A 24876-nucleotide genomic window follows, 5' to 3' on the forward strand; every position below is an offset into this window, starting at 1 on the left:
TCATGAAACACACTATGCAATCCGCCCCATCCCTGCCCCGTCAAGGCGGCATCCTGCGCCCCGCGCTGGTCGTTTTCGCGGCCCTGTCGCTGGTGACAGGGCTGGCCTACCCGTTCCTGACGCGCGGCGTGGCGGCTGTCGTGTTCCCGCACGAAGCGGCAGGCTCGTTGATCACGCAAGGCGACAAGATTGTGGGCTCTGAGTTGATCGGCCAAACCTTCACATCGCCGCAGTATTTCTGGAGCCGTCCGTCGGCCACCGCGCCCATGCCATATAACGGCGCGGCGTCCGGCGGGTCCAATCTGGGCCCTCGCAACCCCGCGCTGGCGGAAGCCATCCAGGCGCGTATTGCGGCCCTGAAGGCGGCAGACCCTGACAACCCCACGCCCGTGCCGGTAGATCTGATCACGGCTTCGGGCAGCGGGCTCGATCCGCACATCAGTCCGGCAGCCGCCGCCTACCAGGCGGCGCGCGTGGCGCGGGTCCGGCATTTGACGCGCGCGCAGATCGATGCGCTGATTCAGGCCCACACCGAAAAGCCATGGCTGGGCGTCCTGGGAGACCCGGCCGTCAACGTGCTGACGCTGAATCTGGCGTTGGATCAATTGAGTCCGGCGCGCTGATGGCGCAGCGTATAGTATTGCCAGCCGTCCCCCTCCTACTCTTGCGCGTTCATGGCTGATATTGCTGGCGAGCGTCCCGATCCGGACGCGCTCTTGAAGACCCTGGACGACGCCGCCCGGCAAGCGGTGCGCGGCAAGCTGCGCGTGTACTTCGGATCGTCGGCCGGCGTGGGCAAGACCTACGCCATGCTGGTCGCGGCCCGCGCGCAGGCAGCCCAGGGCGCCAGCGTGCTGGCCGGCATCGTCGAAACCCATGGCCGCCGCGAAACCGCGACCTTGCTGGACGGTCTGACGATACTGCCGCTGAAAGAAGTGGCGTACCGTGGCCACGTGCTGAAGGAGTTCGATCTGGACGGCGCGCTGGCTGCGCGCCCGGGACTGGTGCTGGTTGACGAGCTGGCGCACTCCAACGCGCCAGGTTCACGCCACGCCAAGCGCTGGCAAGACATCGAAGAACTGTTGGCCGCCGGCATCGATGTCTGGACCACGCTGAACGTGCAGCACCTGGACAGCCTGAACGAAGCCGTAGGCAGCATCACGGGCGTGCGGGTCTGGGAGACCGTGCCCGACGAAGTCTTTGACGCCGCCGATGAAGTCATCCTGGTAGATCTTTCAGCAGACGAACTTCTGCGCCGGCTAAAAGAAGGCAAGGTCTACCTGCCCGAACAAGCCCGCCACGCCACCCGCAATTTCTTTCGCAAAGGCAATCTGATTGCCTTGCGCGAATTGGCGTTGCGCCGCACGGCAGACCATGTGGACGACGACGTCCAGGCCTACCGCCGCGACCGTGCCATTGAACCGGTGTGGCGCACGCGCGAGGCAGTCGTCGCCTGCATCGGACCCGATGCCGACGCCGAATATGTCATCCGCAGCGCTCATCGCCTCAGCCAGCAGCTGGAATGCGATCTGCACGTTGTCACCATCGACACCCCGCGCGCGGCGCCAACGCCGCAGGCGGAACAGGACCGCATGCAACGCAGCCTGGCGCTGGCCGACTCGCTGGGCGCGCGCACGGAAACGCTGGCGGGCGGCGACATGGTCGATGCCGTTGTCCGCTATGTGCGCCGCCACAATATCACCAAGGCCATCGTGGGCCGCACCCGCGCCACGGGCCTGCAACGCTTGCGCCTGTCCGTGTCCGCCCTGCTTACCGCCGCCATTACGCCCGGCTGGCTTTGGCGCCGTCACAGCTTTGCCGACATGCTGGCCGCTGGCTGCCCCGAAATCGACATCATCCGCCTGGGCGCGCCGCCCTTGCCTGCCAGCGCCGCCCCCGGCCGCGATCCGCTCACGCTTGGACGCCGGGCCCGCTCGGCCACCGACGATCGCAACGGCTCTCCATGGGCCGGATATGCCTGGGCGCTGTGCTATTGCGCTGCGGCCACCGGGCTGTCGATGCTGGCGTTTCCGGTGCTGCACCAGACCAATATCGTCATGCTCTTCCTGCTGGCGGTCGTGGGCGTGGCGCTGCGCCATGGCAGAGGGCCGGCCGCGCTGGCTTCGGTCGTCAGCGTGGCGCTTTTCGACTTTTTCTTTGTGCAGCCTCTGGCCTCGTTCGCAGTATCAGATGTGCAATATCTTCTGACCTTCGGGGTGTTGCTGTCCGTGGGACTGCTCATCGGGCAACTGACCGCCGGCCTGCGCTTGCAGGCTCTGGCGTCCGTCAAACGCGAGGCCGACGCGCGCAGCCTGTATGAGTTTGCACGCGAGCTGTCATCCGCATTGCTGCCCGAGCAAATCGTGGCGTCGGCTGGCGCCTTCGTCCACGCCACCTTTGGCTCGCGCTGCGCGCTCTATATCTTGGGTCTGGACGACAGGCTGAAGCTGGCCTCGCCCGCCGCCGACGACATGCCGCCGCTGGAATCCGCGCTGGCCCAATGGGTCTACGATCACGGCCAGCCTGCGGGCGCGGGTACGGCCACCTTGTCCAACAGCGACCTGCTGTACCTGCCGCTGAAGGCGCCCATGCGCACGCGTGGCGTATTGGCGCTGGCAGCGCCGCGCCGCAGCCTTTTTTCCCATCCGGATTCCCGCCGTCAGATCGAGGCCTACGCTACCCTGATCGCCATTGCGCTGGAACGCCTGCACTATGTGGAAGTGGCCCAGCAAGCGCTGGTCAGCATGGAATCCGAACGGCTGCGCAACTCCTTGCTGGCCGCGGTATCGCATGACCTGCGCACGCCGCTGACCAGTCTGGTCGGCATGACCGATACGCTGATGCGTCAGCAATCAACGCTGCCGCCCGATATTCAAGACACCATCCGCGCCATGCGCGATCAAGCCCAGCGCATGCACGCGCTGGTGGTCAATCTGCTGGACATGGCGCGTCTGCAAAGCCGCGACACGCCGCTGCGGCTGGAATGGCAATCCATTGAAGAATTGGTGGGTGCGTCTCTGGCCGCCATGCGCGAATCGCTGGCTGCTCACCGCGTCACGGTGGCCAGCCTGTCGTACCTGCCCCTGGTGGAATGCGATGGCGTGCTGATCGAGCGCGTGCTGTGCAATTTGCTGGAAAACGCCGCCAAGTACACGCCTGCTGGCAGCACTCTGCATCTGCATGCGGCAGTTCATGAAAACGAACTGCGCGTGGCCGTCAGCGACAACGGACCCGGCGTCGCGCCTGGCGCCGAACGCCGCATATTTGAAAAATTCACGCGCGGCGAACGCGAATCCGCGACCCCGGGCGTCGGCCTGGGCCTGGCGGTGTGCGAAGCCATCATCACGGCTCATCACGGCCGCATCTGGGTCGAGCACACGCCTGGGCTGGCGTCTGGCGCGCAATTCGTATTCAGCCTGCCGCTGGGCACCCCGCCCCCCATGCACCCCGAAACCCTTTGAAAGCCAAGCCGTATGTTTGACTACCAGCCTACCGTCCTGATCATCGAAGATGACGCCAACATCCGGCGTTTCGTCCGCCAGGCCCTGGAAAGCGAGGGCTGCACGGTTCATGAGGCCGACACCGTCAAGCGCGGGCTGATCGAAGCCGGTACCCGTCAACCCGACGCCATCGTGCTGGACCTGGGATTACCCGACGAAGACGGCATGACGTTGATTCGTGAACTTCGCGGCTGGACCGAGGTGCCGGTGCTGGTGCTGTCCGCCCGCAGCGCCGAGGCCGACAAGGTGGCGGCGCTGGATGCGGGGGCTGATGACTATCTGACCAAGCCCTTCGGCGTCAGCGAGCTGCTGGCCAGGCTGCGGGTGCTATTGCGCCGTCATGCCAAGGGTGGCGCGGGCAATGCGGCGGAGATTTCTTTTGGCGACGTGCGCGTGGACTTCTCCAAGCGGGTGGTGGAACGCGCGGGCCAGCACGTGCACCTGACTGCGATGGAGTACCGCCTGCTTGCAGCATTGCTGGCGCATCGCGGCAAGGTGATGACGCATCGTGAACTGCTGCGCGATGTGTGGGGGCCGTCGCATGTTGAAAGCAATCACTACTTGCGCATCTACATGGGCCATTTGCGCCAGAAGCTGGAAGCGGACCCCGCCCAGCCCGTATTCCTGCTGACTGAAATCGGCGTCGGCTACCGCTTCGCAGGATAAGACGCCGCATCTGCCCAGCCCCGTCGCAATGAATTGATGCCGCGTTTACGCGGGACGCGCGACTCTTATCTCGCCCTTTATGCCGATGCTCCTATTGTTGCGATCCCGTTCAACATCAGGAGCATCCCATGTCCCGCAACACCCTGGCCGCGCTTGCGCTGCTGACTCTGACCTGCACCGCCAACGCCAATGACGCGCCAGCCGCAACCGACGCAACGTCCGACTACACGCTGACGGCCAACGTCACGCTGGCCAGCCAGTACCGCTACCGCGGCTTGATGCAAACCAATAACAAACCCGCCATTCAAGGCGGCTTTGACCTTGCCCACGCCAGCGGTTTTTACCTGGGCAACTGGAACTCCAGCATCAGCTGGCTTGGCGACAGCAACAGCCGCGTGTCCGCACCCGTGGAAATGGATTTTTATGGCGGCTACAAGGGCAACCTTGCCGACGGACTGCCGGTAGATCTGGGCGTCTTGCAGTACTACTACCCCGGCGACTACCCGTCGGGCTACACCAGCCCCGACACGACAGAACTCTACGCCGGCATAGGCTACGGCCCGGTGATGTTCAAGTATTCCATCGCCATGACCAATCTGTTCGGATTCGCCGACAGCAAGTACAGCCAATATTTCGACCTGTCGGGCAACTTTGACACGGGGGTCTGGGGCCTGACGGTCAACGCCCACATCGGCCGTCAACTGGTGCGCAACGTGAATAACGGCTCCTACACCGACTGGAAACTCGGCCTGACCAAAGACTTCGGGCAAGGTCTGTCCGTGTCGCTGGCCTACCTGGACACCAATGCCGACCGTGCCGTTTACACCAACACGCATGGCCGCGACATGGGCCGTGCGACCGGTTTGTTGTCCCTCACCAAGACCTTCTGAACCGTCAGGGCGTTGACGCGATTTTTACGCGGCGCGCCCGCATTTATCGGCAGGATTTACGGCACGATTTCTATAGTGGAATCGTCATCAACCAACCGGATACGCAGACCGCCGCACACGGCGCCTGTACCCCGACCCGCCATGATCCCCAGACTGGACCGCCGTCCGCCCCATTCCCCCGATCGTTTTTCCGCTGCGCCCGAAGCGCAACCGGCCCCACGCGAGATGGTCGCGCTGACCGTCAGAATAGACACCCTGGATGCGTTGAACGTGCGCCTGGCGCTGCACCGCGAATTGGGAGCGCGCATCGGCATTTATGTCCTGTCCGTGGACCACGCCCATGCGCAAAGCACGCTGCAACTCCAGTGCGCCCGCAGCGAGTTGGATGCCTTGATGCACGCCGTCATGTGCGGCCTGCCCCAAGCCGAGTTCGGCCCGGTTCGCCCGGCCCCTGCCATCACGGTGCAATAAGCCATGGACATGCCTATCAAACCGGTTTTTGAGGGCATTTGGCTGCCCATGGTCACGCCAATGCGGGGCGGTTATGTGGATCTGGACGCCGCCCAGGCGTTGGCCCGCTACTATCGCAACGCAGGCATCGCGGGCTTGGTCCTGTTCGGTTCCACGGGGGAAGGCAATCTGCTCAGTCTGTCGGAAAAGTGCGACATGATCGACGCCATTCTTAGCGATCCGCACGCCTTGCCACTGGTGTTTGGCGCAGGCGGCGTGGATACTCGCGGCGTCGCGACCGCCATCCGGCGCCTGGACAAATATGCACCCGCTGCTTATCTGGTGCCGCCCCCTTACTACTTGGGGCCATCCCAAGCGGGCATCCTGTGGCACTACCGGCAGATCGCATGGGCCACCGAACGCCCCATCATTCTGTACAACATACCGAAACGCACCGGCGTGACGATGACCGTGGAAACCATGGAAACGCTGGCCGCGCTACCCAACTTTCCTGCCGTCAAAGAGTGCAATCCGCCGGTGCTCGCCACCCTGAACGCGCGCGGCAAGCTGGCGGCGTTATGCGGTGAAGATCTGGCCTTTCTTGATCATTTTCTTGCGGGCGGCCGCGGCGCCATTCCTGCCGCCGCGCATCTGTATCCCGAACGCTATGTCGAAGTCATGCAACTGGCCCGCGACGGCCACATCGAAGCCGCGCGCGAACTATTCGAGCCGCTGCGGGGACTGATCCGCCTGTTGTTCTCCGAACCCAACCCCGCACCCATCAAGCGCGCACTGGCCATGCAGGGGCTTATCGCCGACGAACTGCGCATGCCCATGATGCCCGCAAGCCGCGAGCTGGGCTCGCGCTTGCAGCGCGCAATGAGCGTGGTTCAGGGTTCGTCTAGCCGGCTACAGACAGCTTGAACACAGACACCGCACGCGCCAGGTCGTCGGCCTGTTCGTGCAAGGTCGCGGCCGATGCCGCAAATTCCTCGACCAGCGCGGCGTTTTGCTGCGTCACACTGTCCAGGTGGGTCACGGCCTGATTGATCTGTTCAATGCCCACGCTCTGCTCGGTCGACGCGGTGGCAATCTCGCCCATCAGCGGCGCGCTGGTGGTGGCCGATTCCAGCACGCTGCTCATCGTGGCGCTGGCTTGCTCAACGCGCTGACTGCCCCGCGCCACGGAATCCGAGGACGCCTCGATCAACCCCTTGATCTCCTTGGCGGCAGTGGCCGAGCGCTGGGCCAAAGCGCGCACCTCGCCTGCCACGACGGCAAACCCCCGCCCCTGCTCGCCGGCCCGCGCCGCTTCCACGGCCGCGTTCAATGCCAGGATGTTGGTCTGGAAGGCAATGCCATCAATCACGCTGATGATCTCGTCAATGCGTTGCGAGCTGTGCGAGATCTCGCCCATCGCATCAATGGCATGCTGGGTCTCTTCGCTACCCTGGCGCGCCAACTGCGCTGACTGGCTTGCCAACGAACTGACTTCACGCACATGGTCGGCGCTTTGCTTGGCCGTGGCGGTTATCTGTTCCACGCTAGCTGCCGTCTGTTCCAGCGCGGCAGCTTGCTTTTCGGTACGGTCCGACAAGTCCATGCTCCCTGCGGCGATCTGACGCGAAGCGGCTGCGATCGAACCTGTCGAGTGCACAATGCTGCGAACCGCCACATCCAGGCGCTGCTGCATGCGGGCCATCCCGTCAAACAAGCGGCCGATTTCACCGCGGTGATGGCGCGAAATGACGCTGGACAGGTCGCCATTGGCCACCCTTTCACACAGCGCCACGGCCTCATCCAGCGGGCTGATGACATGCGTGCGGAAGAAGCGCAATGCAGCCAACAGCACCAGCGCCAGCAAACCCAGCGTCACGCTGCCTTGCCGCCACAAGGTGCCGTAGAACGCCGCATCAACATCATCCACGTACAGACCCGTAAACAGCAGCCAGCCCCATTCGTTGTCATACGTGGCATAGCTGATCTTCGGCAAGGCTTCTTCCTCGCCCGGACGGGGGAATCGGTACTGCACATAACCGCCGCCTCCCTTGCCTTGCGCATACAGATCTTCAAAGATCGGCAGGCCATCAACGTCCTTGATGGCGCGCACGTTTGTGCCCACAAGCTTGGCATCAGGGTGGACGAGCAGGTTGTAGTCGTCGCCAAACGCGCCTACATAACCGTCAGCGCCATAACGCAGTTGCGCCAGCCGGCGCGCCACATTGCGTTTCGCGTCAGCCAAGGGCATGCCCTCGGCCGCGCTTTGCTTGCCATTGCGCAGAATGCCTGCCGCCAGATCCAGCACATGACGCAATTCGGTCTTGCGCTCGGCAACCATATCGGCGCGGCGCTCCCAAGCGTCCCATGCGCCCAGGGCCAGCACGGCAGCGCCGATCGCAAAGACGAACCACAACAACTCTCGGCGCAAACTCGAATTCTTCACAGGCTCTCCTCTTGATGCCCATTCTTGCGCGTGAAACTGTTAGCGGCAGAATGTGACGGTTTATGTATTGCGTTTCATCAGGATACGGGGAGCCAGCAGGGTTTTCACTTAGATCAAACGGCAATATTGATATAACGCAAAGGCATCAGGAAAAGGCCATAAAAAAACGCAAGGCGTCCGGATAGGGAGGACGCCTTGCGTTCTGAATTCCATATGTGGCGGGCCTTGCCGCCGTGTTCCTACACTAGCTGCCAGGCCGGTGCGCGCTACCGGCGCGCGGCGTGGTCAACGCGATCAACGTCACGACGATCAGCGCATAGGTGGGCACGCTGCGCATATTGCGGAACATCATCTCGGTCAGGCTGAACGCGCAATAGCCCAGGCAGAACAGCAGACCCAACTGCGCGCCGACCCGGATTACGCGGTCATCACTGGCGAGCCGGCGGAAGAACACCCAGGCCGGCACCAGGTACAAAGAGAGAAATGCCAATAGACCCAGCAATCCATATCCAGACAAAGCAGCCAGGAAATCGTTGTGCGGCTCGCCAAAGCCCTCAACCACCTCTGCCGACACCACGCCCTTGGTCTGGAGTTCCAGCAACTCGTGCCTGAACTGACTCGGTCCCACACCTACGATTGGGCTCTTCTCGAACATCATCATTGCCGCATGCCACAGCTGCAGCCGAATCCCAAACGACGTATCACGATTGGTTGACGTGGCAAAACCCTGCACGTCGCCGGAAATTTCCTGCATACGGCTGCTGAACGTCCAAATCGTGGCTGCACTGATGATCAGCGCCACTGTCAGCCCCACTGCGCAATAGGCTTTCTGACGACCCGTCCACCGGCGCAGGCCCAACAAAAAAACCAGCGCCAAGATGGGCAATAGCATCCAGCTGCTGCGCGTTTCTGATATCCAAGTGGCGTACACGGTCAAAAAAACAGCCAGCCACTTCACACCGGCCTCAACGCGAGGCCAGCGGGTGCTGGCGCCCCAACCCAGCGTCAACAGCGTCATAGCGCCGAACAGCAAAGTCATATCCGCAAAAGCAACCGCGTTATAGCGGCCACCGACCTCGACCACCGCAGCGCGCCCCATCCACAGCATGGTCACGATCAACAGCACCGCGCCACCTAGCGCGCCAGCAAGAATGCTCCATTGCACATGTTTTAGCCACCGCTGCGGGGCGCGCAACAACAGCCACAGCACCGGTAACGCCAGCGCAAACCGCAGCAGTTTCTCCAGTTCCGAATTGCTCCATACGCCTCGCACTGCGGACGTAATGAACATACAGGCCAGCGGCAATAGCAACGCCAGCCACATCGGCCACAACGCCTGGAAATCCACGGGTTCGTAGCGCTTGATCAAGTTGACTGCAATAGCTGTCAGCGCGACCAAGGCGCTTAGATAGAGAACGGCAGGGCCACCCACGGGGCTGGTCAACGCCAGCGCCGGTACCAGCAATACAAGCCAGGTGGCCAGAGAAACATAAATTCGGGGCACAGCACTCAACCTGATCAGAACAGACAGACTCCGCGCAATGGCGGTAGCCTTCAGACAAAACCCGCCCGCCATGACGGCGGGCGGGTTCTTCGAAAAAACGCAGTGATAAACGGCGATTTACATATTTTCGATCATGACCTGGCCAAAGCCCGAGCACGACACCTGCGTCGCGCCTTCCAGCAGACGGGCGAAGTCATAAGTGACCTTCTTGGACAGGATGGATTTCTCCATGCTGGAGATGATCAGATCGGCTGCTTCAGTCCAGCCCATATGGCGCAGCATCATTTCAGCGGACAGGATTTCCGAGCCCGGATTCACGTAATCCTTACCCGCGTACTTGGGCGCCGTGCCGTGGGTGGCTTCAAACATGGCAACGGAATCCGACAGGTTTGCGCCCGGCGCAATGCCAATGCCGCCCACTTGCGCGGCCAGCGCGTCCGAGATGTAGTCGCCGTTCAGGTTCAGCGTGGCAATCACGTCGTATTCGGCCGGACGCAACAGAATCTGTTGCAGGAAGGCGTCGGCGATCACGTCTTTGACGATGATCTCGCGGCCAGTCCTGGGATTCTTGAATTTGCACCACGGACCGCCATCGATCAGTTGAGCGCCAAATTCTTTCTGCAGCAGTTCATAACCCCAGTCCCGGAAGCCGCCTTCCGTGAACTTCATGATATTGCCCTTGTGCACCAGGGTCAGCGACGTGCGGTCGTTGTCGATCACGTACTGCGCCGCCTTGCGCACCAAACGCTCGGTGCCTTCACGCGACACAGGCTTGATGCCGATCGAGGACGTGTTCGGGAAGCGGATCTTCTTCACGCCAAGCTTGGTTTGCAGGAACTGGATCAGTTCCTTGGCTTGCTCGCTTTCCGCCATGTATTCGATACCGGCGTAGATGTCTTCCGAGTTCTCGCGGAAGATCACCATATTGGTCTTCTCGGGTTCACGCACGGGGGACGGCACGCCCTTGAAGTACGCCACGGGGCGCAGGCAGACGTACAGGTCCAGCTGCTGACGCAGCGCGACGTTCAGCGAACGGATGCCGCCGCCCACGGGCGTGGTCAGCGGACCCTTGATGGAAACCACGTAGTCTTTGACGACTTCCAGGGTTTCGTCAGGCAACCAGACATCCGGACCATAGACCTTGGTCGCTTTCTCACCGGCATAGACTTCCATCCAGTGAATCTTGCGCTTGCCGGCATAGGCTTTTTGCACCGCCGCGTCTACGACTTTGATCATCACCGGGGTGATGTCGGCGCCTGTGCCATCGCCTTCAATGAAGGGAACGATGGGCTGTTCAGGCACATTCAGCGAGAAATCAGCGTTGACCGTGATTTTCTGGCCGCCAGCGGGAACCTTGATATGTTGGTAGGACATGAATGCTCCATTTGCTCCGGGTGATTTTCTGCACGCGCCGCATCGGAAAGCGTCCGATTCCGCGGGAAATATCACCCTCGCGGACCGCACACCGGATGGCGGATAGCAACCAATTCTATATCGCAAAGCGCCCAGCAGACCTGACAGTACTCGCAGGGCGGGAAAAAAAGGCGTCACGCCGCACTCACGAAAATGAGTTTGCCGCTCCAAAAAGAGCGTTTTTTTCCTCGGGGGCGGCCCAGCGGGAAAAGAGCCCCCACGCCGCACTCACTTCGTGAGTTTGCTGCCCCCCAAGGGGGCGCTTTTTACCTCGGGAGCGGCTCAGCGGTAAAATACTTGGTCCATAGCCCGCATTCCGTACCCCGCCGATGTTCAATCCCTCCCGCGACCAAGTCCGCGAATTCTTTATCGATACCTGGCGCAAGCACCGCGCCAACGAAGTCCTGACCCCGCTTGAGGCTATAGCGCTGGACTGGATCATCGAACATCCTGAATACCATGGCGACCTGGAAAGCCCCGACGCCATGACGACCGAGTACGACGTGGAAAAGGGGCGCACTAATCCTTTTCTGCACCTGTCGATGCATCTGGCCATCGCGGAACAATTGTCCATCGACCATCCGCCCGGCATCCGCCGCGCCTATCAGCAACTGACGGCGCGCTCCGACGCCCATCATGCGGCGCATGAAATCATGGAATGCCTGGGCCAGGTCGTCTGGGAAGCCCAACGCCTGGGTACGCCGCTGGACAGCGACACCTACATTGACCTGATCCGCCGCCGCGCGAGCCTTTAAGCAAACCTGCCGGTCAAAAAAAACCCTCGGACTCGCATCCGAGGGTTTTTGTTGCCGGCGTGGATTACTTGCGCACGCCCAGATCGCTGGGCAATGACGACAGCCATCCAGACACGTTGCTGATGTCCTGGTCAGACAGCTGTGTAGCAAAAGCGCCCATGATCGGGTTCTTGCGCACATTGGCCGTAGCGGCGCTGCCGGACGCGCCGCGCTTATAGGCTTTCAGCGCATGCGCCAGGTAATCGGCATGTTGCCCCGCCAGGGTCGGATAGGCCGGGTCCACCGCCGTCTTGGCGTCGGCGCCGTGGCAGGATGCGCAATTGAATTTATCGAAGACGGCCTTGCCGGCCGCCAGGTCCTGCGCTTGGGCGGTAACGCCCGAAAAGGCCAAGGTCGCGCCCGCAAGGGCAAGCATGGTCCGGTTCATCTATTTGCCCCTTTATTTGAGATTCGAGTAGTACGCGGCCAAGTCGGCGATGTCCTGGTCGGACAAGCTGCCGGCAATGGCGTCCATCGTGGGATGGCTGCGCGCGCCTTTCTTGTACTCGTTAAGGGCCGTTTCGATGTATTTGGCGTTCTGGCCAGCAATCATCGGCACGTGATAGAGCTCGGGAAATGTTGCCTTGTAGCCTTCGATGCCGTGGCAACCGATGCACATGGAAACCTTGTCGCGGGCATTTTGAATATTACCGACAGGCGCTGCATCCGCAGCAACAGCCTGGCCGGCGATCGCACAGGATGCCATCGCGGCCAACACGGAAACCGTGCACTTCAGAGAGGTTCGCAACTTCATTGGAATGGCTCTTCTTGGTATGGCTTAAGGACTAGGGCCTGCTCACACGAAAAGGCCCCCGGCAAACACGTTGCGGGTCGAACCCAACTGCAAAACCGCCTGATTGTACGATAATTGCTCAGGATTAATACCTTACGATGGTATTGATCACCGTCAATCACCTGAAGCCATCCGACCATGTCCGCAGCCCAGTCCGCCACGTCCCGCTCGCCTGTCCGCTTCGACGGCACCGACACTTATGTCGCTACCGATGACCTGAAACTCGCCGTCAACGCCGCATTGACCTTGCAGCGCCCACTGCTGATTAAGGGAGAACCCGGTACTGGCAAAACCATGCTGGCTGAAGAAGTGGCGCGTGCGCTCGGCAGGCCTTTGCTGCAATGGCACATCAAGTCCACGACCAAAGCGCATCAGGGCTTATACGAATACGATGCCGTATCGCGCCTGCGCGATTCGCAACTCGGCGACGAAAAAGTCCGCGACATCCGCAACTACATCGTGCAAGGCACCTTGTGGCAGGCCTTTCAGGCGGACGAGCCGGTCGTGCTGCTGATCGACGAAATCGACAAAGCCGACATCGAATTCCCCAACGACCTGCTGCGCGAACTGGACCGCATGGAATTCCATGTGTATGAAACGCGCGAGACCATCTCCGCGCGCCACCGTCCGCTCGTCATCATCACGTCCAACAACGAAAAAGATCTGCCTGACGCTTTCCTGCGCCGCTGCTTCTTCCACTACATCCGCTTCCCCGATCGCGACACCATGCGCGACATCGTGGCCGTGCACTATCCGCACCTGAAGCAGGACGTGCTGCGCGCAGCGCTGGACACCTTCTTTGGCCTGCGCGATGCGCCGGGTCTAAAGAAAAAGCCGTCCACCTCTGAACTGCTGGATTGGTTGCGCCTGCTGCTGGCTGAAGACGCCACCGCTGCCCAGATCGATGCGCACACGGCAACCGCCGTGCCGCTGATGGCTGGCGCGCTCTTGAAGAACGAACAAGACGTGCACCTGCTGGAACGCCTCGCGGCCATGACGCGCGGCGGCCAGCGCCGCTGATCTTGCAGCCAACGGCGCCCCGCATATGCTGATCGACTTTTTCTACCACCTTCGGGCGCACAAGCTGCCCGTCTCGGTCAAGGAATACCTGACCCTGGTCGACGCCTTGCGCCAGGACCTGATGGCGCCCACGTTAGACGAGTTCTACTTCCTGGCGCGCGCTACGCTGGTCAAGGACGAATCGCTCTACGACCGGTACGACAAGGCCTTCGGCGCCTACTACAAAGGCATCGAAGCCGCCCTGCCCGCCGGCAAGGAAATTCCGCTGGACTGGTTGATCAAGCAGTTCGAAAAAAGCCTGTCGCCGGAAGAACGCGCGGCCATCGAAAAGCATGGCTGGGACAAGTTGATGGAGCTCTTCAAAGAGCGCATGGACGAACAGAAAGAACGCCACGCAGGCGGCAGCAAATGGATAGGCACCGGCGGCACATCGCCGTTTGGCAATGGCGGCTATCACCCTGAAGGCATCCGCGTGGGCGGCGCATCGGCCGGCAACCGCACGGCGGTCAAAGTGTGGGACATGCGCCAGTTCAAAGACTACGACGATCAGGTCGAACTAGGCACACGCAACTTCAAAGTAGCCTTGCGCCGCCTGCGCCGCTTTGCGCGTCAAGGCGCAGAGATGGAACTGGACCTGGACGACACCATTGCCAGCACCGCACGCAACGCGGGCCATCTGGACCTGCGCATGGTGCCCGAACGCCACAACACCGTAAAAGTGCTGATGCTGCTGGATGTTGGCGGCAGCATGGACGACCACATCGGCCGTGTCGAAGAACTGTTTTCGGCAGCCCGCAGCGAATTCCGCAATCTGGAAGTCTATTACTTCCACAACTGCCCGTACGAAAGCCTGTGGCAAAGCAATCGGCGGCGCCAGAACGAACGCTTTGACACCTGGGATGTGCTGCGCAAGTTCAACCCGGACTGGCGTCTGATCATCGTCGGCGACGCCACGATGAGCCCCTACGAAATCCTGCAACCGGGCGGCTCCGTCGAGCACTACAACAAAGAGCCCGGCGCCGAATGGATGCGGCGTCTGCTGGACGCCTGGCCTAAATCGGTCTGGCTGAACCCCGAGCCCACCGCCTCGTGGCAATACCGCCAATCCATCGCACTGATGCGCGACATCATGCAAGACCGCATGTACCCCGTAACCGTCGCCGGCCTGGAACAAGCCATGCGCATCCTATCCAAGTAGGGCGGCAATAGCGCGGGCATTCTCCTGCAAGAACGTCACTGCCGAACGCGCGCGCCTCATCGCGCGTATCAGCCGTCCACCGGCTCTTCAGGCGTATCCAGGGTCAGCTGATAAAACGCCAGATCCAGCCAGCGCCCGAACTTGAAGCCCGCTTGCTGGATCGTGCCGGAGTGCTTGAACCCCAGCTTTTCGTGCAGGTGGATACTGCCTGCGTTCGACGCATCAATGCCGCCAACCAGCACGTGCACTTGATTGGCGCGCGCCCGCTCGATCAACACGCGCATCATCGCTTCTCCCAGACCCAGGCCTCGGAAACGCCCATCCACATAGACGGAATGCTCAACCGAATATTTGAACGCTGGCCAGGCGCGAAACGTGCCGTAGCTGGCAAACGCCATCAGCTCGCCGGCTTCGTTCTCAAAGCCCACCACCGGAAACCCGCCCTGCTGCTTGGTCTGGAACCAGGTCTGCATCGCCTCGCGCGGGCGCGGCTTGTAGTCGTACAAGGCCGTAGAGTTAGCGATGGCATCGTTGAAGATGGCAAGTATCTGGTCCGCATGGCGCTCATGGGTGCAATCGACCAGGGTGGCGCCGTCCGGGGCGCGGCTATCAGCAGGCGTAGTCATGGGCGGAAATTGTACCGGGCAGCCCAATCGGACTGCGCACGCCTTCCATAAAAAAAACCGGCGAATCCGCCGGTTCAGTGAGGTGTTGCCGCTTCTGGCCACTCTTAGGCGGCGCGGCTCTCCACAGATCGGTTGGCAGCCGCCGCGCGCCGCAGGCCCGGGCACTGGCGCCACGACAGCTCATCCGCGTCCATATCCAGATCGAACAAATCATTGGCGGCAGGCCAGGGATGGACGCGCGCTGCGGCGCCCTCCATTTCCAGCACATGTCCGGCAAACCCGCGAGGCGAACCGCCACACTCCGCAAAATATCGTTCTGTGCTCAAGTCCACCACATAGGTGGTCATATCGTGGGTCAGTATGGCCACGAATTGGCCGTCATCACTGGCATAGGCGTACTGAAACTGTCCTTTGATTCCGTCGCCGCTCAGGGCGCTACCGGTCAACTGGGACAAAGCACGCGTGACGATTTCGGTCAGCATGGGTCGTTCCTCCGAAAAATGCGCCGGCAGGATGCCGGCAGCGAAGGCGCGAACGACAAGCACCGGCGCCGCGCATCGAGCGGCGTCTGGTGTTGGACGGGAAGCCGGTAGACGGCTGTCGCGCATCCCGTCGGCAACAGCTACTACGTCTTCAAAAGCTTACACCCGCAAGGCGGCAGACCTCAAATTTGCCTTGCGCGCTAAGGGTGTTGCACTGCAGCACCCTATGAGACTGCGGCTTTCCGGCCCTTATGCTGCGGCGACCGGCGCCCCGCCTGCGTCTGCGTCACCATTTGTTTGCCGCTGCCATTGCTCCCTGCCCAGCCGGTACAGCACGTGTTCGCGCAGCGCATGCCCCTCGGGTACGGCGGGATGATCGAACGGGTTTGCGTCAGCAATCATGCCCAAGCGGTCCATCACCGCACGCGAACGCTGGTTGCCCGTGGCAGTAAACGCCACGATCTCGCGCAGCCCGATTTGCTCAAATCCCACGCGCAAAGCCGCCTCGGCGGCCTCGCTCGCATAACCGCGCCCCCAGAACGGCAGCGCCAGCCGCCAGCCGATCTCGACCCCTGGCGCGAAGGGCAGCAGCGGCGTCAGCGGCTTGATGCCCACGAAACCCACGAACGGCGCCACCCCGGGCGCCTCGACAGCCCAGAAACCCCACCCGTGTTCATCGATGCCCGCCGCCAGCCGTCCGGCCAGCGCGTCGCTGTCTGGCCCGGTCAACGGCAGCATGTATTCCATGACGCGCGTATCCGCATTCAGCACCGCGAAAGGTTTGCGGTCATCGGCCCGCCATTGCCGCAACACCAGGCGCGGCGTCTCAACTTCCAGCGATAAAGACATGACGATATTCCTTGCTTAGCGGCCAAAGGAGCCGCTCTTGCATTGCACCTGCCCCTGAACCAATGCCAACGTATACACTCCAACGGATTCTGCCATGCCAAAGGAATTGTCTGCCATGCGCCTGTCCCTGTCGAAGCTGCCACGCCCCCTGGGTGTGCTGCTGTTTTCCTCCTTCCTGGCCTTCCAGGCCGGCGCCGCCAGTCTGCCGGCCGGCGTTTCGGAGGCCGCCTCGATTGAAGGCATCACCGAATACCGCTTGGCCAATGGCCTGAGAGTGCTGCTGGTTCCCGATGAATCCAAGCCCTCGACCACGGTCAACATGACCTACCTGGTCGGCTCACGCAACGAAAACTACGGCCAGACCGGTATGGCTCACCTGCTTGAGCACATGCTGTTCAAGGGTACGTCCACCACCCGCAACGCCATGGGCGAGTTCTCGCGCCGCGGCCTGCAAGCCAACGGTTCAACGTCCAGCGACCGCACAAATTATTTCGCCAGTTTCGCCGCCAACCCGGACACCCTCAAGTGGTATCTGGGCTGGCAGGCCGATGCCATGGTCAATTCCCTGATCGCCAAGGAAGACCTGGATTCGGAAATGACGGTGGTGCGCAACGAGATGGAAAGCGGTGAAAACAGCCCTTCCCGGATCTTGATGCAGAAGATGCAGGCAGCTGCGTATCAGTGGCACAGCTACGGCAAGAACACCATCGGCGCGCGGGCCGACGTGGAAAACGTCGATATTGCCCAGTTGCGCGCCTTCTATCACGAGTACTACCAGCCGGATAACGCCGTGCTGATCGTGGCTGGCAAATTCGACCCGCAAGCAACGCTCGCCGACATCGAAGCCACGCTGGGCAAATTGCCCAAGCCGGACCGCAAGCTGCCACCCGAATACACCGTGGAACCCACGCAAGACGGCGAGCGCTCGGTGACCTTGCGCCGCACCGGCGGCACGCCGCTGGTCGCTGCCATGTATCACATCCCTGCCGCTGGCAGCGCGGATTTCGTGCCGCTGGACCTGGCGACGGTCATTCTGTCCGACACGCCGTCAGGCCGTCTGTACCATGCGCTGGTTCCCACCAAGCTGGCCTCGGGCGTCTTCGGTTTCACGATGGAAAACCTGGACCCAGGTCTGGCGATGTTCGGCGCGCAACTGACGCCCGGCAAGAGCCTGGACACGGCCATGACGACGCTGACCAGCACGCTGGAATCCCTGAAGAAAAAACCCTTCACCCAGCAGGAACTGGATCGGGCGCGCAGCAAGTGGCTGACCTCATGGGAGCAGACTTATAGCGATCCCGAACAAGTCGGCGTGGCGCTGTCCGAGGCCATCGCCGCTGGCGACTGGCGCCTGTTCTTCTTGCAGCGCGACCGCGCCCGCAAGGCCTCGCTCACTGAGGTCCAACAAGCCGCAACGACCTATCTGGTTCAAAGCAATCGCATTGAAGGCCGTTATATCCCCACGGAAAAACCGCTGCGCGCGCCGCAAACGCAGCGCGTAGACCTGACTGCCGTCTTCAAGGACTACAAGGGTGACCCGGACTTCAAGGCCGCATCGGCCTTTGACCCCACGCCCGAAAACATCGACAAGCTGACGCAACGCAAGAAACTGGACCTGCCTAACGGCCCGGTTCAACTGGCATTGCTGCCCAAGGCTACGCGCGGCAATCGCGTGCAAGCTCAAATGTTGATCCAATTCGGCAACGAAAAGGATCTGCTTGGCCAACGCGTGAATTCCAGCGCCGTGGCAGATCTGCTAACCCGCGGCACGGCCAAGCTGTCGCGCCAGGACATCCAGGACCGCCTGGACAAGTTGCAGGCAGAACTGGGGTTCAGTGGCGGTGGCACCACGCTGAAAATCGCCATGTCGACCAAAGGCGAGAATCTGCCCGAGCTGACCGCGCTGGCGCTGGACATTGTGCGCAACGCCAACTTCCCGAAGGACCAGCTCGAGGAATATCAGCGTCAGCTTGAAACGTCGATCCAGAACGCCATGACCGAACCCTCGGCCCTGGCCGGACGCGCGCTGGCCCGTCAGGACAATCCGTGGCCTGCCGATGACCTGCGTTATGTGCCCACATTCGAGGAATCCCTGGCCAACGTTCGCGCTCTGAACCGTGATGCCCTGGCCAAGTTCCATGCCAAGTTCTACGGCACGGGCAAGATCGAATACTCGGCAGTCGGCGACTTTGAACCGGAAGCCGTGGAAAAAGCCATCAAGGCGGGTCTTGCCGGCTGGAAAAAGGCTCCTGCCTATACCCGCGTCGCCAATCCGTACCGCGACATTCCCGCCAAGCAATTCGACATCGACACACCCGACAAGGCGAACGCGTTCTATCTGTCCCGCATGCCCCTGAAGCTGCAGGACACGGATGCCGACTACGCCGCGCTGTATCTGGGCAACTACCTGTTCGGCGCATCGGAAACGTCGCGCCTGTGGAACCGCGTACGTGAAACGGAGGGGCTGTCCTATACCGTTCGCAGCTCCTTGTCGGTCTCGTCGTTTGAACCCAGCGCCAGCTGGACCATGTACGCCATCTACGCCCCGCAAAACCGCGAGCGCCTGGAAAAGGCCATGAACGAAGAACTGGCCCGCGTGCTGAAAGACGGCTTCACGGACAAGGAAATCTCAGACGGCATCAACGCCCTGCTGAACTTCCGCAACCTGGCCCGCGCACAGGACGACATCCTGGCCAGCACCTGGCTGGACTATCTGCAACGCGGCCGCACCTTTGAATGGTCAGCCGAGATGGACAAAAAGATCTCGGCGCTGACCCCTGATGCGGTGAATGCAGCTCTGCGCAAATACCTGCGTGCGGACGGATTCAGCACGGCAGTTGCCGGCGACTTCAAAAAGAAAACAGCACCCTGAGTCTGCTGCAAGCATGACGAGCCCCCGCCACACGCGGGGGCTTTTTTTTGCATCGTGAAATTCGGGCATGCGCACCCCCTCCTGCTAGCCGTCCATGACCATGCCAATAACGGGGAGATTTTCAACATATCCGCTCATTACTCGGTTATTTGGAAAAATGTTTTCAAGGAATAAGGGTTTATCCCAGGTGGGATGACGCGCACAATTCAGTCATCGGGAACAAACAACGAACCACGACGGAGGGCCGCCGGATTCGGTCCCACGTAAAGACGAATTGGAGGTCTGACCATGAAAACCCTTACCACTACCCTGCTTCTGTCCCTAGCCCTGGTTGGCTTTGGCGCGCAAGCCGCCGGTGTTGAACAAGCCAAGAGCAGCGCCCAAGTCGCGACCGAGTTGCAACAAGCCAAGGCCAGCGGCCAATACACCTTCGGTGAACTGGACTATCCGCCCGCCCTGCCCCAAGCCGCCAGCCTGAGCGCGCAGGAAGTGCAAGCGCAGCTGCAACAGGCCAAGATCAGCGGTCAATACACGTTTGGCGAACTGCAATATCCGCCCGTTGCCACCGCTGCCAGCAGCGTGAAGACACGCGCTGAAGTTCAGGCAGAGTTGGCGCAAGCCAAGGCCAGCGGCCAATACACGTTCGGCGAGCTTGAATACCCGCCGATCTCCCGGTGAGCTGCTTGCTGTAGCCCGGCCGGCCTCAGGCGGCATCATGGTTTGAGGCCGGTTTTTTCCGGTACAGCGGCGGTTGCTGTTGAAGTTGAAGTTGAAGTTGCTGGTTGAGTTGCAATGGAAGTTGAAGTTGCCGTTGAAGTCGAAGTTGAAGTCGAAACTGAAGTCGATGTAGATGTAGATGTAAATGCAGCACGTGTAGCAACAGCAGTACGGCCGCGGCGAAAGCCGCGGCTTTTTTCATGATGCAACACCCAAATGTGGACGGCTCGCGAGGCTGGCCATGCCCGGCGAGTTGTCAGCGCACGCAAAGCGAAAAAGAAAAAAACCCCGCTACAGGCGACGCCTGTTTGCGGGGTTTTGATTGAATGCCGCCGCGGACGAATCCGCGTCAGACGATTCAGCTGAAGAATTCCTTCACGCGATCCGTCCACGACTTGCTCTGCGGCGAATGGCGATCACCACCGTCGTTAAGGGATGCCTCGAACTGGCGCAGGATGTTCTTCTGGTCTTCGCTCAGGCGCACCGGCGTTTCGACCACTACGTGGCAATACAGATCGCCCGGATAGCTGCCGCGCACGCCGCGGATGCCCTTGCCGCGCAAGCGGAAGGTCTTACCCGACTGGGTACCCTCGGGAATCGAGATCTCGGCCTTGCCGCCCAGCGTAGGCACCTGCAATTCGCCGCCCAATGCCGCCGAGGTGAACGGAATGGTCAGCTCGCAGTGCAAGTCATCGCCATCACGCTGGAAGATCTTGTGCTGCTTGATGTGAATTTCCACATACAAGTCGCCCGGAGGACCACCGTTGATGCCTGGCTCGCCATTGCCGCTGGAGCGGATGCGCATGCCGTCATCAATGCCAGCCGGAATCTTGACCTGCAAGGTCTTGTTGCGGCGAATACGGCCCACGCCATCGCAAGACGGGCAAGGGTCAGTGATTTCCTTGCCGTTACCGTGGCAGGTCGGGCAGGTTTGCTGCACGCTGAAGAAACCTTGCTGCATGCGCACGGCGCCCGAACCGCCGCAGGTGCGGCAGGTCTTGGGCGATGTGCCCGCCTTGGCGCCAGAGCCGTGGCAGGTGTCGCAGTGTTCCCAGCTGGGTACGCGAATCTCGGTATCAAAACCGGCCGCGGCCTGCTCAAGCGTGATTTCCAGCGCGTACTTCAGGTCAGCGCCGCGATAGACCTGCGGGCCGCCGCCACGACGGCCGCCGCCACCGCCTGCGCCACCAAATATCTCGCCAAAGATATCCCCAAAAGCGTCGGCAAAACCGCCGCCCATACCCGCTCCGCCCATGCCGGCGGAGTTGGGATCAACACCCGCATGGCCATAGCGGTCATAGGCGGCGCGCTTCTGTTCGTCACCCAGGACCTCGTAGGCTTCCTTGGCTTCCTTGAACTTCTCTTCGGCTTCTTTGCTGTCCGGATTGCGATCCGGGTGGTACTTCATGGCCAGCTTTCGATAGGCCTTCTTGAGTTCGTCGTCCGCGGCGTTTTTCGCTACGCCCAGGACTTCGTAATAGTCGCGTTTTGCCATGATCCGTGGGCTCAAAATCGAGCCGTCTTTTCAGTGCTACAGAATGAGTTCGCCCGGTAGGCGGATTTCTCCGGCTACCGGGCGGCAGAGGCTGGTCAGCGCCCGGCCATTATTGGTCGCGCTTGACTTCCTTGAAGTCGGCGTCGACGACGTTGTCGTCCACCGGCTTCGCGTTATCGGCCGCCTGTTGCTGGCCGGCGGCTTGTTGTGCCTGCATGTCGGCGTACATCTTTTCGCCCAGCTTTTGCGAAGCTGTCGACAAGACTTCCACCTTGGCGTCGATCGCGGCCTTGTCGCCGTCCTTCAACGTGTCTTCCAGGTCCTTGATGGCGGCTTCGATGCTGGTCTTTTCAGCAGCGTCGAGCTTGTCGCCATACTCGGTCAACGACTTGCGGGTGGCATGCACCAGCGCGTCGGCCTGGTTGCGCGCCAGAGCCAGCTCGGCAACGCGGTGATCTTCCTCGGCGTTAGCCTCGGCATCCTTGACCATGCGTTGGATCTCGTCTTCCGACAGACCCGAGTTGGCCTTGATGGTGATCTTGTTTTCCTTGCCGGTGCCCTTGTCCTTGGCGGACACGTGCAGAATGCCGTTGGCGTCGATGTCGAACGTGACTTCGATCTGCGGCATGCCACGCGGCGACGGCGGAATCCCCTCAAGGTTGAACTCGCCCAGCGCCTTGTTGCCTGCGGCAATTTCGCGCTCGCCCTGGAACACCTTGATCGTCACGGCCGGCTGATTGTCGTCAGCGGTCGAGAAGGTCTGCGAGAACCGGGTCGGGATCGTCGTGTTCTTCTGGATCATCTTCGTCATCACGCCGCCCAGGGTTTCAATACCCAGCGACAGAGGCGTCACGTCCAGCAGCAGCACGTCCTTGCGGTCGCCCGACAGCACGGAACCTTGAATGGCTGCGCCAGCGGCGACGGCTTCATCCGGGTTCACGTCCTTACGCGGTTCCTTGCCAAAGAATTCCTTCACCTTTTCCTGAACCTTGGGCATGCGGGTCATACCGCCGACCAGGATCACGTCATCGATGTCGGAAACCTTAACGCCCGCGTCCTTGATGGCAACGCGGCAAGGTTCGATCGTGCGTTCGACCAGCTCTTCAACCAGCGCTTCCAGCTTGGCGCGCGTGATCTTCAGGTTCAAGTGCTTCGGACCCGAGGCATCCGCCGTGATGTACGGCAGGTTGATTTCGGTCTGCTGTGTCGAGGACAGTTCGATCTTGGCCTTTTCCGCGGCTTCCTTCAGGCGTTGCAGCGCCAGCACGTCCTTGGACAGATCAACGCCTTGTTCTTTCTTGAACTCGCCGATGATGTAGTCAATGATGCGCTGGTCGAAGTCTTCGCCGCCCAGGAAGGTGTCGCCGTTGGTCGACAACACTTCAAACTGCTTTTCACCGTCAACGTCGGCGATTTCAATAATGGACACGTCGAACGTGCCGCCGCCCAAGTCATAGACGGCGATCTTGCGGTCGCCCTTTTCGGTCTTGTCCAGCCCGAACGCCAGCGCAGCAGCAGTGGGTTCGTTGATGATGCGCTTGACTTCCAGACCGGCGATGCGGCCGGCGTCCTTGGTTGCCTGACGCTGGCTGTCGTTGAAGTAGGCGGGCACGGTAATGACGGCCTCGGTCACTTCTTCGCCCAGATAGTCTTCGGCGGTTTTCTTCATCTTGCGCAGCACGTCAGCCGACACTTGAGGAGGCGCAATCTTCTTGCCGCGCACTTCGACCCAGGCATCGCCGTTGTCGGCGCGGGCGATGGTATAGGGCATCAGGTTGATGTCCTTTTGCACCGCTTTTTCTTCGAACTTACGGCCGATCAGGCGCTTCACCGCATACAGGGTGTTGCGCGGATTGGTCACGGCCTGACGCTTGGCGGGGGCGCCGACCAGGGTCTCGCCGTCATCCATGTAGGCGACGATCGAGGGGGTGGTGCGAGTGCCTTCCGCGTTTTCAATGATTTTGACCTGCCCGCCGTCCATGACAGCTACGCAGCTGTTGGTCGTGCCCAGGTCAATGCCAATAATCTTGCTCATGGTGGGTTACCTTGAATTAAATCTATGAAAATAGAGAAAAACTTCTTGTCCCCACATAACTGGGGCTACTCGCAGGGTTTTTCAAGACGCCTGGCCGGAATTTTCCGCAGCCTGGTCCTGCAACCGCTGGATTGCCGCCGTAAATTGGGGCAATCCGGGCCAACCCGTTATACGTCCAAGCCGTTTTCCGGCTCGGTACAACACAAAAGTGGGGACACCGTGCAGCGAAAACCGGCGCCCCAGGGGCTCGTCCGCATAGACATCGGCCTGGAACCAAGTCAGGCCCAGACCCAGCAGCGCCTCTTGATGCAATAGCGCCGCCTGCTTGAAAAGATTGCAGTTATAGCAATCCTGGCCCCACAGAAACACACAGCGCAGATCCGATCCCGGCGCCTGGACCACGGCTGCATCAAATCCCCCGGTGTCGACATGTTGCATGCCGAACACCTGAAAGACCTGAGCCGGATCAAAACGGGGATCGGTCATGTCGCCAGGGTGCGATTCAGCCCTGACCGGCAGACACCACCACCAGCGCCGGACGCAGCGTCCGGTCGGTAATGGCGTAGCCCTTTTGCAGCAGCTGAACCACGGTATTGGCGGGCTGCTCGTTGGGGATGGACGAAATTGCTTGATGCAGGTGCGGGTCGAACTTGTCACCCTGCGCCGGCGCGATTTCCTTCAGCAAATTGCGCTCAAAGGCAGCGGTCAGTTGCTTGAGGGTTACTTCGACGCCTTCGCGCAGCGTTTGGACGGTCTGGTCAGGCTGGGCCAAAGCGGCTTCCAGGCTGTCCTTGACCGGCACCAGGCTTTCGGCGAACGATTCAATGCCGAACTTGCGCGCTTTGGACACTTCTTCCTGGGCGCGGCGGCGCACGTTCTCGGCTTCGGCCTGAATACGCAGAAGCTGGTCGTGCTGCTCATTGACGGTAGCCTGGGCGGCGTCCAACTGGGCGCGCAACTCGTTCAGCTCGGCCTGTGCGGCGTCCTGCTCGGCGGGTGCCGCGTCGGCCTTATGGCCGGCTTCGGGCGTCTGATCTACAGGCTCGTGGGGTGCCGTCATGGGGAATCCTCCAAAAAGAATGGCTTTCGCAGACATGAATGGGGGCCAATACCCCTATTTCAAGCCCGG

General features: G+C 61.2%; 23 protein-coding genes. 11 read left to right on the forward strand and 12 right to left on the reverse strand.

Annotated features, from left to right (window positions below; all coding sequences use genetic code 11):
• Positions 1-14: 14 nt before the first annotated feature.
• The 6 genes from kdpC (at position 15) to RAS12_RS16605 (ending at position 6430) form a co-directional block, all read left to right on the forward strand.
• Positions 15-623: a potassium-transporting ATPase subunit KdpC gene (gene kdpC / locus RAS12_RS16580; protein ID WP_306951484.1), complete on the forward strand. Its 609-nt coding sequence runs from the start codon at positions 15-17 to the stop codon at positions 621-623.
• Between the two features lie 51 nt (positions 624-674).
• Positions 675-3461 carry a DUF4118 domain-containing protein gene (locus tag RAS12_RS16585; RefSeq protein WP_306937245.1) on the forward strand — a complete coding sequence of 929 codons (2787 nt, stop codon included), beginning with the start codon at positions 675-677 and terminating at the stop codon, positions 3459-3461.
• Between the two features lie 12 nt (positions 3462-3473).
• Positions 3474-4166: a two-component system response regulator KdpE gene (kdpE, locus tag RAS12_RS16590; RefSeq protein ID WP_306937246.1), complete on the forward strand. Its 693-nt coding sequence runs from the start codon at positions 3474-3476 to the stop codon at positions 4164-4166.
• 128 nt (positions 4167-4294) lie between these two features.
• Entirely contained in the window at positions 4295-5056 is a 762-nt protein-coding gene (locus RAS12_RS16595) for a TorF family putative porin (protein WP_306937248.1), read from the forward strand.
• Positions 5057-5197: 141 nt separating this feature from the next.
• Entirely contained in the window at positions 5198-5527 is a 330-nt protein-coding gene (locus RAS12_RS16600; RefSeq protein WP_306937250.1) for a hypothetical protein, read from the forward strand.
• 3 nt (positions 5528-5530) lie between these two features.
• Complete coding sequence (locus RAS12_RS16605) at positions 5531-6430, forward strand: 4-hydroxy-tetrahydrodipicolinate synthase family protein (protein WP_306937251.1); 900 nt, start codon at positions 5531-5533, stop codon at positions 6428-6430.
• Here RAS12_RS16605 and RAS12_RS16610 read toward each other — a convergent pair.
• The 3 genes from RAS12_RS16610 to icd form a co-directional block, all read right to left on the reverse strand.
• Positions 6408-7949 carry a methyl-accepting chemotaxis protein gene (locus RAS12_RS16610; RefSeq protein ID WP_306937254.1) on the reverse strand — a complete coding sequence of 514 codons (1542 nt, stop codon included), beginning with the start codon at positions 7947-7949 and terminating at the stop codon, positions 6408-6410. The genes RAS12_RS16605 and RAS12_RS16610 overlap by 23 nt on opposite strands.
• A 244-nt stretch (positions 7950-8193) precedes the next feature.
• A complete protein-coding gene (locus RAS12_RS16615; RefSeq protein ID WP_371321203.1) occupies positions 8194-9453 on the reverse strand; it encodes an O-antigen ligase family protein in 1260 nt (419 codons plus the stop codon).
• A gap of 117 nt (positions 9454-9570) precedes the next feature.
• Positions 9571-10827: an NADP-dependent isocitrate dehydrogenase gene (icd, locus tag RAS12_RS16620; protein ID WP_306937257.1), complete on the reverse strand. Its 1257-nt coding sequence runs from the start codon at positions 10825-10827 to the stop codon at positions 9571-9573.
• A gap of 368 nt (positions 10828-11195) precedes the next feature.
• Between icd and RAS12_RS16625 the strand changes: the two genes are divergently transcribed.
• Positions 11196-11621 carry a DUF1841 family protein gene (locus RAS12_RS16625; protein ID WP_306937259.1) on the forward strand — a complete coding sequence of 142 codons (426 nt, stop codon included), beginning with the start codon at positions 11196-11198 and terminating at the stop codon, positions 11619-11621.
• A 64-nt stretch (positions 11622-11685) separates the two neighbouring features.
• Here the strand turns inward: RAS12_RS16625 and RAS12_RS16630 are convergent, their stop codons facing one another.
• Complete coding sequence (locus RAS12_RS16630; RefSeq protein WP_306937261.1) at positions 11686-12048, reverse strand: c-type cytochrome; 363 nt, start codon at positions 12046-12048, stop codon at positions 11686-11688.
• Positions 12049-12060: 12 nt separating this feature from the next.
• Complete coding sequence (locus RAS12_RS16635) at positions 12061-12414, reverse strand: c-type cytochrome (protein ID WP_006217806.1); 354 nt, start codon at positions 12412-12414, stop codon at positions 12061-12063.
• A 177-nt stretch (positions 12415-12591) separates the two neighbouring features.
• Between RAS12_RS16635 and RAS12_RS16640 the strand changes: the two genes are divergently transcribed.
• A complete protein-coding gene (locus tag RAS12_RS16640) occupies positions 12592-13473 on the forward strand; it encodes an AAA family ATPase (RefSeq protein WP_306937262.1) in 882 nt (293 codons plus the stop codon).
• 25 nt (positions 13474-13498) lie between these two features.
• Positions 13499-14671, forward strand: coding sequence for a vWA domain-containing protein (locus tag RAS12_RS16645; RefSeq protein WP_306937264.1), 1173 nt, complete (start codon positions 13499-13501; stop codon positions 14669-14671).
• A gap of 68 nt (positions 14672-14739) precedes the next feature.
• Here RAS12_RS16645 and RAS12_RS16650 read toward each other — a convergent pair whose 3' ends face one another.
• From RAS12_RS16650 to RAS12_RS16660, 3 genes are all read right to left on the reverse strand, one after another.
• Positions 14740-15297 (reverse strand): GNAT family N-acetyltransferase, encoded by a 558-nt coding sequence (locus RAS12_RS16650; RefSeq protein ID WP_306937265.1) that lies wholly within the window; start codon positions 15295-15297, stop codon positions 14740-14742.
• Between the two features lie 104 nt (positions 15298-15401).
• Complete coding sequence (locus RAS12_RS16655) at positions 15402-15779, reverse strand: hypothetical protein (RefSeq protein ID WP_306937267.1); 378 nt, start codon at positions 15777-15779, stop codon at positions 15402-15404.
• A gap of 249 nt (positions 15780-16028) precedes the next feature.
• Positions 16029-16628 carry a GNAT family N-acetyltransferase gene (locus tag RAS12_RS16660; protein ID WP_306937269.1) on the reverse strand — a complete coding sequence of 200 codons (600 nt, stop codon included), beginning with the start codon at positions 16626-16628 and terminating at the stop codon, positions 16029-16031.
• A gap of 115 nt (positions 16629-16743) precedes the next feature.
• On the opposite strand from RAS12_RS16660, the gene RAS12_RS16665 reads away from it, so the two are divergent.
• The gene (locus RAS12_RS16665) at positions 16744-19500 is read left to right on the forward strand and encodes a M16 family metallopeptidase (protein WP_306951488.1); all 2757 of its coding nucleotides are present in this window, start codon (positions 16744-16746) and stop codon (positions 19498-19500) included.
• Between the two features lie 288 nt (positions 19501-19788).
• Positions 19789-20178, forward strand: a complete 390-nt coding sequence (locus tag RAS12_RS16670) for a DUF4148 domain-containing protein (RefSeq protein WP_306937270.1) — start codon at positions 19789-19791, stop codon at positions 20176-20178.
• Positions 20179-20575: 397 nt separating this feature from the next.
• Here RAS12_RS16670 and dnaJ read toward each other — a convergent pair whose 3' ends face one another.
• The 4 genes from dnaJ to grpE form a co-directional block, all read right to left on the reverse strand.
• Positions 20576-21712: a molecular chaperone DnaJ gene (gene dnaJ / locus RAS12_RS16675; protein ID WP_306937272.1), complete on the reverse strand. Its 1137-nt coding sequence runs from the start codon at positions 21710-21712 to the stop codon at positions 20576-20578.
• Between the two features lie 109 nt (positions 21713-21821).
• The gene (dnaK, locus tag RAS12_RS16680) at positions 21822-23747 is read right to left on the reverse strand and encodes a molecular chaperone DnaK (protein ID WP_306937273.1); all 1926 of its coding nucleotides are present in this window, start codon (positions 23745-23747) and stop codon (positions 21822-21824) included.
• Positions 23748-23828: 81 nt separating this feature from the next.
• A complete protein-coding gene (locus tag RAS12_RS16685; RefSeq protein ID WP_306937275.1) occupies positions 23829-24233 on the reverse strand; it encodes a thioredoxin family protein in 405 nt (134 codons plus the stop codon).
• Between the two features lie 16 nt (positions 24234-24249).
• Positions 24250-24807, reverse strand: coding sequence for a nucleotide exchange factor GrpE (gene grpE, locus RAS12_RS16690; RefSeq protein ID WP_306937277.1), 558 nt, complete (start codon positions 24805-24807; stop codon positions 24250-24252).
• Positions 24808-24876 lie beyond the last annotated feature (69 nt).

This window comes from Achromobacter seleniivolatilans, assembly GCF_030864005.1.
In the GTDB taxonomy this organism is placed as follows: domain Bacteria; phylum Pseudomonadota; class Gammaproteobacteria; order Burkholderiales; family Burkholderiaceae_B; genus Achromobacter; species Achromobacter seleniivolatilans.